The organism is Alcanivorax sp. P2S70, assembly GCF_000475295.1.
Lineage (GTDB): Bacteria > Pseudomonadota > Gammaproteobacteria > Pseudomonadales > Alcanivoracaceae > Alcanivorax > Alcanivorax profundi.
On the sequence record NZ_AXBZ01000034.1, the window covers coordinates 196,077 to 213,088 of the forward strand.

Below are 17,012 nucleotides of genomic sequence, written 5' to 3' on the forward strand. Positions count from 1 at the left end.
CTGCAAAACCCCTTTCGATAGGCAAATAAAGGCGGTTCCCCTTCTTCCTGCCGATGGGTACACTGACAAACAAAAACACTCGGCATAAGCGCCAAAGGATAACAACCAAGGTGTCTTCGCAGTCTCCGAACAAAACAGTCCACGCCCCTTTCAAGGGCGTACTCTCTGAACAATGCCAACTGTTGTTCAGTGGTCTCCTCGCGCTGTTTGTGCTGGAGTCACTGAGCGCCGCGGCACTGGCCGGGGTGTACTGGAGCACCGAAATCTCACGCACCTTGCTGAGCGGTTGGTTGCTGGCTTTCGTCGTAGTTCAAATCCTTCGCCTTCCGCTGCTGTTTGTATGCCGCCAGCGGCTCTTACGCGACGAAATTACCCCCACCTGTCGGCTGAGGCTGTCCATTCTGGCCTTGAGCACCCCCCTGCTGATTGGCATGGCCGGCTATCTTTTCAATCCTGTGGAACTGCTTTTCCGCCCGGATTTGCTCAGTGTCCAGTTACTCTGCGCCAGCCTTGGCCTGGGCCTCAGCACCATGGCGCTGGCCGCCTACAGCAGCCATTTCCCAACGGTTTTCCTGTATCTGGCCATGTTGCTTGGCCCCACCATGTACCGGCTGTCCCAAACTCAGGCAGAGACGGAACTGTCCTTATTGGTGCTGCTGTCCGTGCTCGGGTTGTTCTTCCTGCTGGCCGCCCGCCGCATTCATAACACCGGGCACCAGGCGATGATGCTGCAAGCCAGTAACCGCTCCTTGATTGATTACCTGAACCGCGCCCGCAGCGACGCCGAAGCTCTCAACGAGAAACTGGCACAGGAAATCTACGAGCGGAAAGAAGCCCGCCAGCGCCTGCAGGAAACCAACGAGCGGCTGGAAACCATGGTGCAAGAACGTACCCAGGCGCTGGAGGAGAGCAACCAGGCCCTGGGCGCCACCGGCGAACGGCTGGAACTGGCACTGGAAGCCAGTAATATCGGCCTGTGGGACTGGATGCTGGACACCGGGCGCAACTACCACACCAATTTCGACCGCCTGCTGGGCTACGACAGCGCCTATTTCAAGAATTTCTTCGGTGACCTGGAAACCCTGGTGCATCCGGAAGACCTGACCCGTATCCGCCGGGCCATGGTGTCCCATTTCAAGGGCGACAGCGATCGCTACCACGCCGTCTACCGGCTTCGCCATGCCGATGGCAACTGGCGCTGGATCGAAGATGAGGGACGGGTGGTCAAGTGGTCCGAAAAAGGCCGCGCCACCCGCATGATCGGCACTCGCCGTGATATCACCGAAGACCGTCAGGCTCAGGAGCAACAACGCCTGGCCGCCACGGTCTTCGAAAACGCCCCCGAAGGGATCTTCATCCTCGACCACAAATTCCGCTTCCTGGCAGTGAACGCACGCTTTGAGCAAATCACCGGATATTCTGAATCCATGATGCTGGGCAAGCGGGTTCTCGACCATGAAGACACCGCCCCCAACCGCGAGACTTATCTGTCCATTACCGCCGCACTCAAGGAAAACGGCTTCTGGGAAGGGGAAATCAACGAACGGCGGCGTAACGGTGAAATGTTCCCTGAATGGTTGCAGGTCAGCGCCGTTCGCGATGAGCACAAACGGGTGATCCGCTACGTAGGGATGATGTCCGATCTCACCGCACGCAAGGAAACCGAGCAACAACTGCAGTTTCTGTCCAATTATGACCGCCTGACCGGACTGCCCAACCGGTCCCAGTTCCGCGAACACCTGCACAAGTCGCTCACCCTGGCACGCCTGAACCGGGAAAAAGTGGCCTTGCTGATGATCGATATGGATCGTTTCAAGCCCATCAACGAATCCCTCGGTCATGAGATCGGCGATCGTCTGCTCAAAGCGGCCGCAGAGCGCCTTGGCGAGCACGCCGGTGGAGTCGAGAACATGGCGCGGGTCGGCGGCGACGAGTTCACCCTGTTGCTGGAAAACCATGGCGGCGAAAATGTCATCACCCAGCAATGCCAGAAACTCATTAACGCCATGAAAAAGCCGTTCCTCATCGATGGCCATGAGTTACTGCTGGGAGCCAGTATCGGGATCAGCCTGTTCCCGGATACCGCCAAAGAAGCGCAAAGCATGATCAATCAGGCCGATATGGCGGTGTATCAGGCCAAGCGCAGTGGCGGCAACAACTACCAGTTCTATCGCAGTAACATGCGTGTGGCCTCGGTGGAACAACTGGCCCTGGAAACCAGCTTGCGCAAGGCCATTTTCAAGAACGAGTTTGTGGTTCATTACCAACCGAAAATGGACCTGGCCACCAACCGCATCAATTCTGTGGAAGCTTTGGTCCGCTGGCAGCATCCGACCATGGGCTTGCTGCCACCCGCCGAATTCATTCCGCTGGCCGAAGAAACCGGCCTGATCTCCGCCATTGGTGAGCTGGTACTGGAACGCTCCTGTCGCCAGGCCTACAAATGGCACAAGCAGGGGCTGGGCGACATCTGCGTCTCGGTGAACCTGTCCGCCCACCAGTTCCGCAAGGGGAATGTGGCCGATATTGTCGACCGGGTACTGTCCAGCACCGAGCTCCCCCCCCACCTGCTGGAACTGGAGCTCACCGAAAGCCTGATCATGGAAGACATGGAGCAGAACATCGAGCTGCTCCAGCAACTGCGCACCCGCGGTATCGAGCTGGCCCTGGACGATTTCGGCACCGGCTATTCCTCACTGAGCTACCTGAAGCGCTTCCCGGTAGACACCCTGAAAATCGACCGGTCCTTCATTATGGATCTGGACAAGAGCCCCGACGACGCCGCCATCACCCGCGCCATCATCGACATGGCTCACAGCCTGCAGATGAACGTGGTCGCCGAAGGCGTGGAAACCGAAGACCACCTCAGCATCCTGCGCGACATGGACTGCGACAGCATCCAGGGGTACCTGATCAGCAAGCCGGTGCCGGAAGGGGAGTTGGTGGAGTTGCTGCATACGCAGGCGTATAGAAAAGCCATCGACAGTTAATAGTTAACAGTGAAAAGTGAACAGCGGCGCGATCGGCGTCTGGCTGTGACTGGAAGCAAAGAGGCCGCGCCCATCACTGGGACGCGGCCTCTTGTGTTCAAGAACCGCACACGACGACACCGCGCGCTGTTCACTGTTAACTCTTCACTGTTCACTCAACAGCGCGAGCGTCTCCTCCGCCTCAAAATACCCCTTCAGATGACGACGAAGCCACTCCTCAAGCAGGCCTTCCGTGCGCAGCTTGTCGAGGATCGGCGGGGCGAAGCGGCGGGCGTCGTCGAGCATCATTTCGCGGGTGACGCCCATTTCCTCCAGCAGCTCGGTCAGGCTGGTGTCGCCGTATTTTTCAAAGAAGGCATTCACCCCGGACAACAGCAGACTGTTGAAATAGTCGGTATGACGTAGCTCCCGCCAATACTCGAAACCGATCACGAACAGCTCCTGGATATCCTCACTGGTGACCAGCCCACGCACCTCGGCCACCGGGCGCTGGGCAAACTCCTGCCAGGCCACCAACACCAGCTCGCGCAGCTCATCCAGATTCTCGTCCCGATAGAGATAGGGGTCGCTCAGCAGCTGCTCGGTTCGTCGCAGCAACCATTCCTGCAGGCGGGTTTCCACGCTGGACACCCAGCGTGCCGGCAACCGTTTGCCCAGCTGTTCGCGCAGCGGCGCGGGTAGCCCCTGGTGCAGCAAGGTCTTGAGTCCCATCTGGGCCCCCCCTGCCAGCAACGCGAGCAGCACCGGGTTACGCCCCAGCCATGCCATTCCCTGACGAGAGAGCGGAATCTCCAGCACCTTGTCCAACAAGGCCATCACCACATCTTCATCAACGACATCGGCCACCACCCGCTCACTATCCGCTGCCTGGTCATAGAATTTCTCGACCATATCGCCCACCAGCTCGGGAATCGCACCGCTGATGTGCATTTCCACGGCGTACTTGCGGGCGGTGTGATGGATCTGCTCCGCGCTGACCCACTCGGTCAGGGTGTAACGGCCAGCTTGTTCCAGCAGGTAATCCAGCTCTGATTCGATCAGGCCCTCCAGCTGGGCAGGCGCGAGTCGGGCCAGCAGATAATCCACCAACCCATCAAGTAAACGATTTGCCACTTCCTGTTTATTGTCTGTCATGTCCTGTTGCCTGGGCGGAAAAGTCCTTGATGGTTTGAGGGTTAATTGTATCATTAACCAATGTAACAGTTTTGGAGGCGCGCCATGAAAGCGATCTCGATTCTTCCGATTCGTCGCAACCTGAAGTTCAACCTCAATCCGGCCAAGGCCCTGACCTGGCATCGGGACGGGCTTAATGTCAGCCAGTTTCTGAATACCATGAGCCTGTTCTTTCCGGTAGGGGAGCGCTTTTTCATTGATAGCGTACGCAATTACCGCGATCAGATCACGGATCCCGAACTGAAAAAAGCCGTTACCGCGTTTATTGGTCAGGAAGCCATGCACGGCCGCGAGCACGACGAGTACAACAACTACGTGGCTGACAGCGGTATCCCGCTGCATGCGCAGGAAGAAGTTGTCACCCAGTTGCTCAATGCTGTTCAGGCCTACACTCCCAAAGCCTTCCAGCTGGCCGCTACCGTAGCACTGGAACACCTGACAGCGATTCTGGCAGGCGGCCTGCTGGACCTGCCGGAAATCATGGATGGGTCAGACCCGGGCTATCAGGCCATCTGGAACTGGCACGCGCTGGAAGAAACCGAGCACAAGGCCGTGGCCTTTGATGTTTACACCACTGTCATTGGTCGTGACAGCAACCCGGGCGCCTACGCCCTGCGCACCACAACACTGGTGGCGGCCACCGGGATCTTCTTTGCCCTGTTCATTCCTTTCTACCTGCACAACGTGCGCATCAAGGGCGGCCTGACCGACCTGAAAGGCTGGCGCGCCGTGGCCAAACACACCTGGGGCAAGAAAGGCATCTTCCGCAACATTACCCTGCCCTGGCTGGACTGGTTCAAGCCCGGCTTCCATCCGTGGGATCACGATAACCGCCAGCACCTCGAAAACTTCGAAGCGCTGCTTGGCGATATCCTGCGGGACGCCGCATAAGGTTTTTTATTCACCGAGCTCTCCCTTTCCGGTGATTCCAGGGTCGGCACCTTCTGCCGGCCCTTTTTTTTGCCTTCTGGCAAATCACCCCAAATCCCTCGATCCCCTGGCACACCGATAGCCATCACGCCCCTTGAGGAAGTCACCACACAAAAACGCCCGCACAGCAGTGCGGGCGTTGAGCCAGATACCGGCAAGGCTTACTTTCCGCTCTGGGTCGACACCACCCGGTCATCGGTCAATCGCACCGGGGCCGCAGGCGCCGTGCCATCCCGGTCTTCACCGAAATACAGGGTGGTATGCGGGAACGGGATTTCAATCCCCGCCTTGTCAAAGTAGATCTTCACCAGCCGGTTAAACGCCCTGCCCACGGCCCATTGGTTGCCCGGGGTAGTCTTGATGACCACACGAATATTCACCGAGCTGTCGGCAAGGGCCGTGACCCCCGCCACGGTCATGGGGGCAAGAATATTGTCCTTGTGCTCGCCGTCTTTCAGGGTCTCGAAGGCGGCCTCCAGCTGCACGATGGCGTCATCAATGCTTTCCCGGTAAGCAATGCCGTACTCGCCCACGTGGTTGCCATATTCACGGGTAAAGTTCGACACGGCATCCACCGAGGAGAACGGCACAATGTGGTAGGTACCATAAAGATCCCGCAACGCCACCGAACGGATACCCACGCGCTCCACGGTGCCGGAATGGCTGCCGACGCTAACAAAGTCGTTGGTGTTCATCGCGTTCTCAAGCTGAATAAACACCCCGGTAATCACATCCTGCACCAGTTTCTGCGCACCGAAGCCGATGGCCAGCCCCAACACCCCGGCGCCAGCAATCAGCGGCGCGATATCTACACCGATCTCGGACAGCACAATCATCACGGTCATGATGATAATGGTGATCGCCAGCGTGGTATGGAACAGCCCCATCAGCGTCTCACCCCGCGCAGCCTGTGCAGGGGTGCTGTTTTCACCGGGGCTGAGCTTGTGCTCGACCAGGCTGGCGAGAGCCACCCAGACCGCCGCCGCCAGCGCCAGAATAATCAGGATATCCAGCAACGCCGACACCGTCATGGCACCGGCCTCAGTGCCATACCAGGCGGCAAGGTCATATACCCTCCAGGCATCCAGACACACCACCAACACCAGCGCCAGGATCAAGGCACGAATCACTTTTAACCCGGTCGGCACATAGGTGTTCACCCTCGCCTGCAGCCGCGGCATGCTCGCATTGATACGCTCAGACAAGCGGATTTCCTTGCCGATCAGCTGTCCCAGTGCCACCGACACCAGTAATCCCGCCCCCACATACAACAGGGTTTGCAAGGTGGCCGCGGCCACGAAAGGCACCGCCGTTTCCGGATTCAACACCGTCACCGCAAACACCAGCAAGGCATAGGCCAGGGCCAGGCCGTGCCACACCCGTGACAAGCCCAGCAAGGCCAGGCGGGCCGGGCCATGGTGATGCTCGGCCCGTTGCGCCAGGGCGGTTCGCAGCACCGTCCGTTTACGCAAGATCACCAGGGCTGCATACACCAGGGCCAGCAACATAATGAGCGTACCCATCCCATTCCCCACCGACGGCGACACATTGAAGTTCAGCACCGGTACCAGTACCAGCATGCCATAGCCAATCAGCCCCGCCTCGCGGGCGAGAAAGCGATTGCAGTAACGCGCCTGCTCCGCCGCGACCGGAAGCAAGCGCAAACCTTCGTACCGGGAGGAGAACAACATCCTCAACCCCGCCTTCACCAGCTCAACCACCAGAAACGCATTCAGAAACAGCGCCAACCGAGTGGCATCTGCGGCCAGCTGTTCCGTCAACAAAGAGGCGATGAAACTCCCGGCCAGATAGGCCAGGGCTACCACCACAATATCCGCGACAGCCGCCATACCCACCGCAGCAGCCGTACGCAGGATCGCCAGCTTCTCTGACCCTCTGCCTGCCCAGCGACTCAACCGGATAAATGCCGACCCTGCGAGAGCCCGCAGGGCCCAGAACACCACAAAGGTAGCCACCACAAGCATCGCCAGATTCAACAGCGCGGCCCCCACCGTCTTCATGTCCAGCGCAGTCTCAGAGGCCCGGGCCACCCCGGCACCGCTATCGCTTTCAAACCAGCCGGTTACCACCCCGGTTATGGCTGCGAACTGCTGCCCCAGGTCCCCGGCAATATTGCCGGTTGCCGCGGCCATACGACGAGCAAAGGAGACCTGTTCTGCGGTCTGGCCACTGGGCGAGCTGGCCGCAATCTGCGCGGCGGGCACCTCACCCTCCATTCCCAACGGGGCGGGCTCCGCGGCACGCTCCAGGCCACGCAACTGCTCGATCAAGCGCTCACGACGACCGTCATCTTCCAGCGCATCGGCCAGTTCACCGTATTGGCTTTGCGCGGAGGATGGCGCCTGAGCCGACGCCGTTGGTACCCATAACGACAGCAACAGGCTCAATAGCAGAATGAGGTTTGGGGCTAACCGGACTTGATGCGACACGCTCCTCTCCTTTTCCCCGGACCCGCCGCTCGACCCAGCCCGGAGAAGCCAGAATTTGAATGGTATTCAAGGCCGCCACCCTAACAACTCAGGGCCAGCAAGATGTGAAGTTCACGCGAAGAAAATGTTCAAGTTTTGTAAGACCCGATTGGCCCTGGAGGAAAGCCCCCCGTGGTGCAAAGCCAACTCGGCCAGTTGACTGTTACATTGACGAGTGTAAGTATCGATAGCCATCTAACAACAACCCGGAGGCGCCATGACCGCGTTCTGGACCCCGGACCAGCAGGCGCTGGCCCCTTATCTCAAGGCGAAACATTACGCCGAGAAATGCGTGCAGATCATTGCCGGTTCACTGCAACCGGGCATGACCGTTGCCGACTGCGAACAACTCATGCGGGACTGGCTGCGGGCCCATCAGGTCTTCGATCCTGCCCGACCGCCCAGGGTACGTTTTTCCGGCCACAACCGCGCTCGCCCCTTTGGCCTCAACAGACCGGGCAAGCGCCGCTACCGTCAGGGTATGACTTATATACTGCGCTGCGATGCCGTGCTGAACGGCTATGCCGCCAAAGCCAGCCTGGCCGGCCCGTCCGAAGAACCGGCTCTGGTCGCCCTGCAGCACGAACTGGAGGAATGGCGGCAAGCCTTGCCGGCAACGCTGGCCCACGGGCACAGCCCACAGCAATTGGCGGCGCGGTTTCCGGACGTTCAGCAGCGCCACAGGCTGGCACCGATCACCGGCAATCTGCCGGAGGGCAACCGCATTGCCGAGGGGGCACTGATCCCGGGCCTGTGGCAATGGCAGTTCAGCCTCAGCCGCGATGGCCACACCGTGGCCGGCAATGAGTTTCTGGTGATGGATGATCATGGCCCACGCTGGCTGAGTCAGGGCGCCGACGCGCTGACCCTGGATCCCCCAACACTGACGCAATAACCGACGACAGAGTCGACAGACAGTACAACGAGGACACACAAGATGGTGCAATGGCGCGACAGCAAGGTACGCCGCGGTGACGTGGAACTGGCGGTCAGAACCTGGAGCGATGACAAGAGTCCCACCGTTGTGCTGGTGCACGGCTACCCGGATGCCAACCATGTGTGGGAAAAAGTCGCCGAACGACTGAGCCGCGACTTCAAGGTCGTCGCCTACGACGTACGCGGTGCCGGCGACTCTTCGGTGCCCAAAGGGCGCGCCGCCTACAAGCTGCGTGAACTGCGTAACGACTTGCACGCCGTGATGGATGCCGAATGTCCTGACGAAAAGGTTCACCTGGTGGCCCACGACTGGGGCTCCATCCAGACCTGGGAATCGGTCACCGACCCCGGCGCGGAACAGCGCATCGCCTCGTACACCACCTTGTCTGGCCCCTGCCTGGATCACGTGGGCCAGTGGATGAAGACCAACCTGAAGCAGAACCCGGCGGCGGTACTGAATCAACTGTCCCATTCCTGGTACATCGGCGCCTTCCAGCTGCCGGTACTGGCACCGGCCCTGTGGAAAGCCGGGCTGGCCAAGGCCTGGCCCGGAGTGCTCAAGCGCACCGAGAATCTCGACATCGAACCCAGCGCCAGCCAGTTGAAAGATGGTGTGCACGGTATCGAGCTGTACCGCGCCAATATGATTCCCTGCCTGCTCAAACCCCGCGAGCGCTACACCAAAGTCCCTGTGCAACTGATCGTGGCGCGGGAAGACAATTATGTGCGCCCGGCCATGCTCGAAGACCTGCCAAAATGGACCGACCAGCTCTGGCGCCGCGAGCTGGATACCGGCCACTGGGGGCCGCTGCAGCAATACCCCGATGTGACCGCCAAATGGGTACGTGAATTTATCCAGCATATCGAGGGCGGCCCGGCCAGCGCCCAATTGAAGCGCGCCAAAGTGGATGCCAACGCCCACCATGGACCCGATACAGGCAAAGTGGCACTGATCACCGGTGCCGGCTCCGGCATTGGACGCGAGACCGCGCTGGCCTTCGGCCGCCGCGGCGCCACCGTCTTGTGCACCGACATCAATGCCGATGCCGCAGCGGCCACCGCCAATGTGATTCTGGCAGAAGGCGGCACCGCCTTGAGCCGCAAGTGCGATGTCAGCAACACCCGATCCATGGAAACCCTGGCCACTTATGTTGAGAAGGAATTCGGCGCCCTGGACATCGTCGTCAACAATGCCGGCATCGGCCTGTCAGGCGGCCTGATGGAAACCAGTGTGAAAGACTGGCAGCAAGTGCTGGGAGTCAACCTCTGGGGCGTGATCCACGGCAGCCGCCTGTTCGCCCGACAGATGATCGATCAGGGCAAGGCCGGCCATATCATCAACGTGGCCTCCGCCGCTGCCTTCATGCCGTCGCGGGTACTGCCAGCCTATGCCACCAGCAAAAGTGCCGTTCTGATGTTCAGCGAATGTCTGCGCGCCGAACTGGCGGATCACCGCATCGGCGTCAGCGCCATCTGCCCCGGCATCGTCAACACGGCCATCGCCGGCAACACCCGTTTTGTGGGTGTCGATGAGGATGAACAGAGCCGCCGTCAGGAAAGCGCACAGAAGCTTTACCAGCGTCGCGCGTTTACCCCCGACCGGGTGGCTGCCGCCATTGTCCGCGCCGTGGAAACCAACCAGGCAGTGGTCCCTGTCAGCCCCGAAGCCGTGGGCATGCAATGGCTGGGACGCTTTACCCCAAGCCTGGCAAGAAACCTGGCCCAGGTAGAACTTTCACCGTAAGCCAAACCCGCTGGCCGCAGACCGACACTCCGCTCTGCGGCCAGCGAACCCTTCTGTCCCGAACCGGCACACACTCTGGCCTGCAGCCTGTAGCGCCTGTGCAAAAACCGGGCTATCATCGCGGCATGAAAACCAGTGACCGTAACCCCGCAGCCATCCTGCGCAGCCTGAAGAAATACACCCAGCCTGCCGCAGAGGACGCCCCGGCCGACGCCGGTACCCACAAGGAATACACCATCGACGAGCTGGCCCGCGAAGGCAGCTCGACGGTGCGGAACGTACGTGCCTATCAGGACCGCGGCATTCTGCCACCGCCTGAAAAGCGCGGCCGAACCGGCATCTACACCGATGTGCATCTGGCCCGCCTGAAAATCATCGGCGCCCTGCTGGAGCGCGGTTACACGCTCAATAACATTCGTGACCTGCTCAGCGCCTGGGAACAAGGCCGCGAACTCAATGACATCCTCGGCCTCGAGGTAGCGGTGACTTCCTGGCAGAACCCGGGCGTCCCCTCCTATCTGGACTACCAGGATCTGCTCGACGACTTCGGCGAGGACATCACCCCGGAAGTGATGACCAAAGCCGTAAAGCTCGGCTACATCATTCCTGAAGGCATGCGCCTGCGCATCCCCTATCCTCGCGTCTACAACGCAGGCAAGGAACTGAGCGAAGCCGGTGTTCCGCTGGATGCCGTCCTTACCCATGTCACCCTGGTTCGTGAAGAAGTCGACAAGCTGGCAGAACGCTTTATCGGCATGATCATTCACCATCTGGTGGACGAAAAGTACGGCGACGATGCCCTGCCCGAAGGGGAAGACGTGCCCAAACTGGCCGACTTCATCACCCGCATCCGCCCGCTGGCCGATGCCGTAGTCAGCGACGAACTCGGCCGGGTGCTGGAAAAGAGCATCAACAAGATTCTTGTCGACCGTCTGGCCAACGTGCTGGCGCATATCGAGAAGAACGGCTGAAAACAGCTGCAAGCCACAAGCTTCAAGCGACAAGGCGCGAGACAAGTTTTCTGTTCTGCACCTCAGTGCCCGCGCCATTACCCGGGAACGCGGGCACGGCCATTCAAGACCCACCAGCCTGATCCGCGTTGCAGCTTGAAGCTTGTAGCTGGCCCCTCACAGCTCACAGCTCACAGCTCACAGCTATTATCCCCCTTTATCTTCCCCAATGCGTCCCATGCATTTGTCTAATGCCGCTATCAGCGTTAGCGTTTCCTGCACATAAAAACTGATTTCCGGGAGAGCTACGCATGCGCGCAATCTTGTGCAAGGAACTGGGACCCGCCGACAAGCTGGTGATCGACGACATCCCGTCCCCCGAGGCCGGCAAGGGCCAGGTGAAGGTGAAAGTGAAGGCCGCCGGTCTCAACTTCCCTGACACCCTGATCATTGAAGGCAAATACCAGATCAAGCCGGAGCTGCCCTTTTCCCCCGGCGGCGAAATGGCCGGCGAAGTGATCGCTGTGGGTGAAGGCGTGCAGCGCTTCAAGCCCGGCCAGCGGGTCATGGGTCTCACTGGCTACGGCGCCTTTGCTGAAGAAATCCTGGTGCCGGAAACCAATCTGATTCCGGTACCAGACGGCATGGACGACCACACCGCCGCCGCCTTCTCCATGGTCTACGGCACCAGTTACCACGCCCTCAAGCAGCGCGCCAATATCCAGCCCGGGGAAACCCTGCTGGTGCTGGGTGCCAGCGGCGGCGTTGGCCTGGCGGCGGTAGAGCTGGGCAAAGCCATGGGCGCCACCGTCATTGCCTGCGCCAGCAGCGCAGACAAGCTGGCCGTGGCCAAGGAAGCCGGCGCCGACGACCTGATCAACTACGCCGAAGAAGACCTCAAGGACGCGCTCAAGCAGCGTTATCCGAAAGGGGTGGATGTGGTCTACGATCCGGTGGGCGACAAGTATACCGAAGCGGCGATCCGCAACATGGCCTGGAACGGGCGTCTGCTGGTGGTCGGTTTCGCCGCCGGTGACATCCCGAAAATCCCCGCCAATCTGGCCCTGCTAAAAGGCTGCGCCATTGTCGGCGTGTTCTGGGGCGCCTTCACCCAGAAAGAGCCGCAGACCAACGTGCAGAACATCATGGAACTGTTTCAGCTGTACGGTCAGGGCAAGCTCAAGCCGCGTATCAGTGAAGTGTTCGCGTTTGAAGAGTATGAACGCGCCCTGGCGGCGCTCACCTCTCGCACTGCCAAGGGCAAGGTGGTGCTAAACGTGGCGCCCGACTGAGACTCCGCTAGGCACGTCCACTTTGATCGATCACCACACCCGGTGCCCCGGCTTGCAGCAACTCACGCAGGTCAGCAGGCACCGGGGTTTTGGCAAACGGCTCGGTAGTCATCATCACGTACACCGCTTCGGAACGGGCGACCGCTCGCCCTTCATCCGCATGGCGAATATCGGCTTCCAGCGTGAACGAGGTATTGCCCATGTGCGTGAGCGACACAAAGATATCCAGTACATCGTCAAACCGCGCTGACGACTGCCATTCGGTTGTCAGTTTCACCACCTGGTTATCCAGCCCCTGAGCCAGCAGCTGGTTGTAATCCCGCCCCAACGCACGCATGAACTCCGTCATGGCGATGTCCACGTAATCGCCATAGCGGGCGTTGAACACCACCTGTTGGGCGTCGCATTCGTTATAGCGGACGCGAAAACGAAAGCAGAAAGGCTGGGTCATGGTATGTCCTTGTGTTGGGCTTGGGGAGCGGCGCGTGACCATAAGCAGTGCCACTCAGCATGCGTGGGTTACAGCATGCGCTCAATGGGCAATAACGACAGCAACCATGCCATCAGACGGCGCCACACGGTGACCCCCGGCTCATGGCGATACAGTGCCGGCTCCCCAGCGTCACCATCGCCTCCCCAGCGCAGTTTGCCCTTGTCGCTTTCCAGACGAAAACTGTTGGCCGGGGCCAAGCCTTCCTCAATGAAGGTTGCCACTTCCTGCCCAAGACTGTCCGAGACGACGTAATAGCCCATTTCGGTATTCAGATGCACCGACCGGGGGTCCATATTGAACGACCCCACAAACACTTCACGTCGGTCCAGCACCATGGCCTTGGTATGCAGACTGGCCCGCGAGCGACCGCGAAACAGTCTGACCTGACGGTGTAATGCCCGCGCATTGGGCTGCAATTCATGCAGTTCCACTCCGGCCTCGACCAACGCCTTGCGATAACGGGCATAAGCACCATGGGCGGCAATCACATCATTGGTGGCCAGGCTGTTGGTCAACACCGCCGCCCGGCCGTTTCGCTGCCGTAACCCGGATAACGCCGAGACGAAGTCCTCACCGGGAATAAAATAACTGGCTTCGATCAGCACCTCATGGTGATCATCCCGGGCCAGTAACCGCGCCAGCTGATTGCCCATCAATGCCTGCCGTGCACCCGCTGCCTTGGCGGGGCTATCGAACAACAACACAGGCTTTGCCACATGGCATTGCTGTTGTTGTCTGGTCAGATAGTCACGGAAAAATTGTTCATGTTGAGGGAAGAGGTAAGGGTAACCCTTCAGGCTTTGGCGCCAGCGCGATAACCACTGCCAGGCCCGCTCAGCCCGCTCCGGACCATAGCGACGCAGGGTCTTCATGGGCACCGCCAACTCGCTGTTCCAGTAGGCTTCGAACGCGTCACGAGTCTCGGCAGCAATGGGACCACTGGCGTACAGATCCAGATCACGAAAATTACTGGATGGGTTCACCCCGAAGTAGTGATCGGAGATATTGCGCCCGCCCACCAGGGCATGCTCACCATCCGCAATCCATGCCTTGTTATGCATGCGATGGTTCAGCAGTGGTGCGTGGTACAACCATTGAAGGAAATGTTTGAATCGCCCCCGAAACGGGTTGAACAGGCGCACATCAATATTGGGGTGCGCATCCAGCACGGCCCATTTCACATCCCGTCCCAACTGGTTGGCGTGATCCAGCAACATCCGCACTTTTACCCCACGGCGAGCCGCCTCCAGCACCCGGTAGATCAGCAGCTTTCCCGTGGTGTCGTCGTCCCAGATGTAGTACTGAAGATCCAGCGTTCGGGTGGCAAGACGCGCCAATGTCACACGTAACGTGAATGCCTGATCGCTGTCAGAAACCAGCGACAGGGAAGACGCAGCGGTTGCGGATTCCTGCACCGGTGAAGAAGGGTTGCGCATGCCATGTCCTGCTGCAACGTGTTGCTGAACACCATGCAGTAAAGTGCTTTTCGGAACAAGCCGGCAGCGCAGGTAGCGGGCCGCTAATTGACCGGTTCGTCCCTTCTTACCCGTAAAAAGCTGGCAAACCTTGGCAGACCCGTGGCCGTCAGTCCGTAATACTTGAACGTGACGGTACTGCCAATCGGCGGCGGATCGCGGCGCTCGGCGTCACTGAAACCTGTCCCTAAACGAAACCGACGGCCATCCGCCGTTTCCACCTGCAAGGCACCCAACATGCCAGCAAACTTGCCTTTGCCGCCCACATGTCCCGTCACCCTGGCTTCGGCATCCTGGTAGCTCTTTACCTTCAACACCGCATCACTGCGGCCCGCGTGATACACGCTATCGCCATGGTGAAGCATCAACCCTTCCCCACCGCGCGCCATGACCTTGTCCAGTTGCAGCATCAGCCTGTCGTGGTCGGTGGCCGGGGTTTGCGTAATCATCCCCAGCGTATAGGAAGATGACGCGACCACCAGCGCTCGCATCTCTTGCACCCGCACCGCAAAGGGCTGCCGCGATTCTGGCAAATCAAACAGCATCAAACGGATCTGTCGCCATTCCTGCGCCTGTGGGCGCAACCGGTGAACCGCCGCCGACACCTCGGCAAAGCGTCCCCGCCCCATCCATAATTCCCCTTCCATGGCCTGATCCGGATAACCGCGAGTAAACCATTCAGGCGCGGCAATTCGATTGCCGCCCTTGCTCCACAGCTGTGCGCCATCCCAGTAGGCCCTTACCCCGTCCAGTTTTTCACTGACCCAATAACCGTCGAGGGGCATGCCCGGCTGATACACCTTGGCCAGCTGCAACGCCGGCGGTTGTGCCTCTGCCAGCAACGCAATAGAGAACAGAAAAACGCACACACTTTTCAGAAAAACAGTCACCACATACTCCTGAACAACAGCCTCGCACCGGACTGTGCCAGAAGGCAGCACAAACCGGCGTAGGCCGAACTCAGGAAGACGTGTAGGAGATCAGACCGGGGAGGCCGAAGAGGATAGCCGTGGACGATTGACGACAATAGCCACGATGCCGGCCACCGCCAGCACCCAGCAGTAATGGATGCTGCCAATCAGCGCCAGCGGCGAAATGGCGGCAATGGAACAGGCCAACAGCACCTGGGCACCGTAGGGAATCAACCCTTGCACCACACAGGAAAAGATATCCAGCAGGCTGGCCGAACGACGCAGGTCGACGCCATGATCCGTGGCGATGTCGCGGGCCATGTCACCGGTGAGCACGATGGCCACGGTGTTGTTGGCGACAAACACATTGGCAAACACCACCAGCAAGGCAATACCTACCTCCCCCGCGCGCTGCAGAGGCAGCTTCAACCAGCGAGTCACTCCATGGATGCGTTCAATCACCCAGCGGGTGCCGCCCTGATCCGTCATCAGTTGTGACAGGCCACCGATCAACATGGACAACAGCATGATCTCGAACATGCCTTCAAAGCCCTTGTAGATCGCCCCGTTCATGCTGGGAAGGGTGTAATCCGGCATCAGCACCATACCGGTCACGCCCGCCGATACGATCCCGATGATCAGCACCGCCAGCACATTCAGGCCGCTCAACGCGAGCCCGAATACCAGCAGGTAAGGGACCACCAGCGCAAACGTGTACGGCTTTGCTTCCACCTGGTGTTCACCCTCGCCCAGTACGATCAATACCAGCACCGTCACCACCGCTGCTGGCAGGGCGATCCAGATATTGATCCGGAACTTGTCCTTCAGCGACACGCCCTGGCTTCGGGTCGAGGCAATGGTGGTGTCGGAAATCATCGACAGGTTATCGCCAAACATGGCGCCGCCCACCACCGCGCCCAGCGCCAATGGCAGAGGCAAGCCGGTGGCAGAAGCGAACCCCACCGCGATGGGCGCCGTCGCCGCGATGGTGCCCATGGACGTCCCCATAGCCGTGGCAATGAACGCGGAAATAAGAAACAGTGCGGGCAATACCCACTCGGCAGGAATAATCCGCAACCCCAACTGCACGGTTGCCTCTACACTGCCAATGCTGTCGCTGACACTGGCAAAGGCGCCGGCCAACAGGAACACCAGGCACATGAGAATAATATTGGGGTGGCCCATCCCTGCCAGCAAACGCTCCACACTGGCATTCAACCGCTGGCCCGCCACCCGCGCCATCACCATAAACAGCACGATGGCCGCCATGGCCACCACCGGCGCCTTGATCTGGTAAAACGCGAAATCGGTGTCAGTGGAGGTGTAGTAAAGGCCACTGCCGAGAAACACCACCAGAAAGAACAGCAGCGGTAGCAAAGGCCAGGCACGGGGCGTCGGAGCAGAGACAGTCATTCGGCGTCCTGATCAATCAATGATCACACCAGTGTAGAGATTTCGTCCGCAAGTCGGTAGCACGGGGCATGTGCCGTACTTTTGTAGGAGCGTCGCTGGCGGCGCGATTCCGGTGCCGGGTAAGGCCCTCTTCACCACGGAGCACACTGACCCGTGGGGAAACCGGTGTCTCAATCGCCGTGGCGTCGAGCTGCTGTGGTAAATCTTTCTTCCCGG

At 59.8% G+C, this 17,012-nt stretch carries 12 protein-coding genes; 6 read left to right on the top strand and 6 right to left on the bottom strand.

Annotated elements, in window-relative coordinates; genetic code table 11:
• Positions 1-110: 110 nt before the first annotated feature.
• On the top strand, positions 111-2,990 hold the full coding sequence (locus Q672_RS28160) for a GGDEF domain-containing phosphodiesterase (protein WP_022985852.1): 2,880 nt from the start codon (positions 111-113) through the stop codon (positions 2,988-2,990).
• A gap of 144 nt (positions 2,991-3,134) precedes the next feature.
• On the opposite strand, the gene Q672_RS28165 is transcribed toward Q672_RS28160, so the two are convergent.
• Positions 3,135-4,124, bottom strand: a complete 990-nt coding sequence (locus tag Q672_RS28165; protein ID WP_022985853.1) for a hypothetical protein — start codon at positions 4,122-4,124, stop codon at positions 3,135-3,137.
• Positions 4,125-4,208: 84 nt separating this feature from the next.
• Between Q672_RS28165 and Q672_RS28170 the strand changes: the two genes are divergently transcribed.
• Entirely contained in the window at positions 4,209-5,054 is an 846-nt protein-coding gene (locus Q672_RS28170; protein ID WP_022985854.1) for a metal-dependent hydrolase, read from the top strand.
• A 200-nt stretch (positions 5,055-5,254) separates the two neighbouring features.
• Here Q672_RS28170 and Q672_RS28175 read toward each other — a convergent pair whose 3' ends face one another.
• Positions 5,255-7,543 carry a mechanosensitive ion channel domain-containing protein gene (locus tag Q672_RS28175; RefSeq protein ID WP_022985855.1) on the bottom strand — a complete coding sequence of 763 codons (2,289 nt, stop codon included), beginning with the start codon at positions 7,541-7,543 and terminating at the stop codon, positions 5,255-5,257.
• A 256-nt stretch (positions 7,544-7,799) separates the two neighbouring features.
• Between Q672_RS28175 and Q672_RS28180 the strand changes: the two genes are divergently transcribed.
• From Q672_RS28180 to Q672_RS28195, 4 genes are all read left to right on the top strand, one after another.
• On the top strand, positions 7,800-8,477 hold the full coding sequence (locus Q672_RS28180) for a M24 family metallopeptidase (protein ID WP_022985856.1): 678 nt from the start codon (positions 7,800-7,802) through the stop codon (positions 8,475-8,477).
• Positions 8,478-8,519: 42 nt separating this feature from the next.
• Positions 8,520-10,262 carry an SDR family oxidoreductase gene (locus tag Q672_RS28185; RefSeq protein ID WP_022985857.1) on the top strand — a complete coding sequence of 581 codons (1,743 nt, stop codon included), beginning with the start codon at positions 8,520-8,522 and terminating at the stop codon, positions 10,260-10,262.
• 125 nt (positions 10,263-10,387) lie between these two features.
• Positions 10,388-11,233, top strand: a complete 846-nt coding sequence (locus Q672_RS28190) for a MerR family transcriptional regulator (protein ID WP_022985858.1) — start codon at positions 10,388-10,390, stop codon at positions 11,231-11,233.
• 290 nt (positions 11,234-11,523) lie between these two features.
• The gene (locus tag Q672_RS28195) at positions 11,524-12,504 is read left to right on the top strand and encodes an NADPH:quinone oxidoreductase family protein (RefSeq protein WP_022985859.1); all 981 of its coding nucleotides are present in this window, start codon (positions 11,524-11,526) and stop codon (positions 12,502-12,504) included.
• Positions 12,505-12,511: 7 nt separating this feature from the next.
• On the opposite strand, the gene Q672_RS28200 is transcribed toward Q672_RS28195, so the two are convergent.
• The 4 genes from Q672_RS28200 to Q672_RS28215 form a co-directional block, all read right to left on the bottom strand.
• Entirely contained in the window at positions 12,512-12,955 is a 444-nt protein-coding gene (locus tag Q672_RS28200; RefSeq protein ID WP_022985860.1) for an acyl-CoA thioesterase, read from the bottom strand.
• 68 nt (positions 12,956-13,023) lie between these two features.
• Entirely contained in the window at positions 13,024-14,433 is a 1,410-nt protein-coding gene (locus tag Q672_RS28205; RefSeq protein WP_022985861.1) for a phospholipase D family protein, read from the bottom strand.
• Between the two features lie 83 nt (positions 14,434-14,516).
• Positions 14,517-15,362, bottom strand: a complete 846-nt coding sequence (locus tag Q672_RS28210) for a DNA ligase (protein ID WP_022985862.1) — start codon at positions 15,360-15,362, stop codon at positions 14,517-14,519.
• A 90-nt stretch (positions 15,363-15,452) separates the two neighbouring features.
• On the bottom strand, positions 15,453-16,796 hold the full coding sequence (locus Q672_RS28215) for a Na+/H+ antiporter NhaC family protein (RefSeq protein ID WP_022985863.1): 1,344 nt from the start codon (positions 16,794-16,796) through the stop codon (positions 15,453-15,455).
• Positions 16,797-17,012 lie beyond the last annotated feature (216 nt).

Excerpts from the sequence above, each read along its gene's own strand:
- Q672_RS28165 (WP_022985853.1), bottom strand. The coding sequence starts at position 4,124 with ATGACAGACAATAAACAGGAAGTGGCAAATCGTTTACTTGATGGGTTG.
- Q672_RS28170 (WP_022985854.1), top strand. The coding sequence starts at position 4,209 with ATGAAAGCGATCTCGATTCTTCCGATTCGTCGCAACCTGAAGTTCAAC.
- Q672_RS28180 (WP_022985856.1), top strand. The coding sequence starts at position 7,800 with ATGACCGCGTTCTGGACCCCGGACCAGCAGGCGCTGGCCCCTTATCTC.
- Q672_RS28185 (WP_022985857.1), top strand. The coding sequence starts at position 8,520 with ATGGTGCAATGGCGCGACAGCAAGGTACGCCGCGGTGACGTGGAACTG.
- Q672_RS28190 (WP_022985858.1), top strand. The coding sequence starts at position 10,388 with ATGAAAACCAGTGACCGTAACCCCGCAGCCATCCTGCGCAGCCTGAAG.
- Q672_RS28195 (WP_022985859.1), top strand. The coding sequence starts at position 11,524 with ATGCGCGCAATCTTGTGCAAGGAACTGGGACCCGCCGACAAGCTGGTG.
- Q672_RS28200 (WP_022985860.1), bottom strand. The coding sequence starts at position 12,955 with ATGACCCAGCCTTTCTGCTTTCGTTTTCGCGTCCGCTATAACGAATGC.
- Q672_RS28205 (WP_022985861.1), bottom strand. The coding sequence starts at position 14,433 with ATGCGCAACCCTTCTTCACCGGTGCAGGAATCCGCAACCGCTGCGTCT.
- Q672_RS28215 (WP_022985863.1), bottom strand. The coding sequence starts at position 16,796 with ATGACTGTCTCTGCTCCGACGCCCCGTGCCTGGCCTTTGCTACCGCTG.